This is a genomic window from Catenulispora rubra, assembly GCF_015356825.1.
In the GTDB taxonomy this organism is placed as follows: domain Bacteria; phylum Actinomycetota; class Actinomycetes; order Streptomycetales; family Catenulisporaceae; genus Catenulispora; species Catenulispora rubra.
Window position 1 is genome coordinate 1 of sequence record NZ_JAACYW010000623.1, and the last position, 1,343, is coordinate 1,343.

The 1,343-nt window shown below is 70.6% G+C and carries 1 protein-coding gene; it reads left to right on the forward strand.

Features of this window, described 5'->3' with window-relative positions:
• The first annotated feature begins 18 nt into the window (after nt 1-18).
• On the forward strand, nt 19-1,167 hold the full coding sequence (locus tag GWK61_RS54595; protein ID WP_194922294.1) for a hypothetical protein: 1,149 nt from the start codon (nt 19-21) through the stop codon (nt 1,165-1,167).
• The last annotated feature ends 176 nt before the right edge of the window (nt 1,168-1,343 follow it).

Sequence of the window (1,343 nt, forward strand, 5' to 3'; positions counted from 1 at the left end):
CCCGGAAGGCAGCGCCGCATGCCAGTCCCCCTGCCCGACGACGCCTCCGTCCTGCTGCTGCCGCCGGACGCCGCCGAGGTCGCCTGCGTGGCGCGCGGCGTCATCTCCGCCGTGGCCCCCCAGGGCGGGCTGACGGGCCTACAGCAGACGCTGCTGGCGGCGATGTTCCACTCCCTGACCGGCTTCGACATCGACCCGCTGGCGGTCCAGGCCGAGCTGGCCGAAAAGCCTTACGGCGCCACGGATCTCGCCGAAGACCTGCACCGGCGCAACGCGGCGTTCCGGGGCCGGATCGTGCAGACGATGGTCACCGCCGAGCTGGTGCTGGACCCACTACCGCCGGAGGTGGCCAGCCGCGTCGCGGAGTTCGCCGCCGAGCTGTCGGTCCACGACGACCTGGAGGACGTGCTGCTCGGCCACGCCGACTCCGGACGCCGACTGGCCGCGATCGACTTCGACCGCAACGGCTACCTGCACGACTTCGACATCCACCACACCCAGCAGCTGCACGTCGGCGACGGCGCCCTGACCGGACCCTGGACCCCGGTCGAGGACGACCCGGCACTGGCCGCCCGCTGGGCCTCGCTCGGGGACCTGGCGCCCGGGACGCTAGGGCGCGGCGTGCACGACTTCTACAAAACGCGCGGCTTCACCTTCCCCGGCGCCCCAGGCTCCGCCCCGCCCCTGCTCGCGCAGCACGACTGGGTCCACATCCTGGCCGACTACGGCACCCGGGTCGAATCAGAGATCGAAATCTTCGCCTTCATCGCCCGCGCAAACGACGACCTGCACGCATTCTCCTTGCTGGCCATGGTGGTGAGCCTGTTCGAAACCGGCGCCCTCCCCGCCGGCGCCGGCCTCTTCCAGGCCGACCGCGGCCACCTGTCCCAGCCAGGCATGGCAGTGCGCTTCGGCGACGCACTACGCCGCGCGGCCCTGTGCACAGGCAGCAACGACTTCATGGCCACCGACTGGTTCGCCATCGCCGACAAGCCGGTGGCAACGCTGCGCAAGGAACTGCTGCTACCGCCCAAGAGCGAGGAAGCAGTCACAGCAGGCAGCGTCGGCCCGTGGGACGCCGGCGGGATCAGCCCGTTCCAGCTCAACGCCGGGCGCAAACTGGCCGAGGCCGAAGGGCGGGAATACGCGGGCCCCACCGTGGAGTGAGGGGTTTGTGATGGCCGAGGAGTTCGACCACATCGACGACCGTCTTCGCGCCTTCATCGCCGCCGAAGCCGAAACCGAAACCGCTGCCACCACCAGTAGTCACGCCAGGCACGAACGCCCACGCTCGCGAAGAAGGGCGCTCCTGCTGTGGGTGTGGGTGTGGGTGTGGGTGTGGG

Coding starts and splice junctions, on each gene's coding strand:
- GWK61_RS54595 (WP_194922294.1), top strand. CDS start 19: ATGCCAGTCCCCCTGCCCGACGACGCCTCCGTCCTGCTGCTGCCGCCG.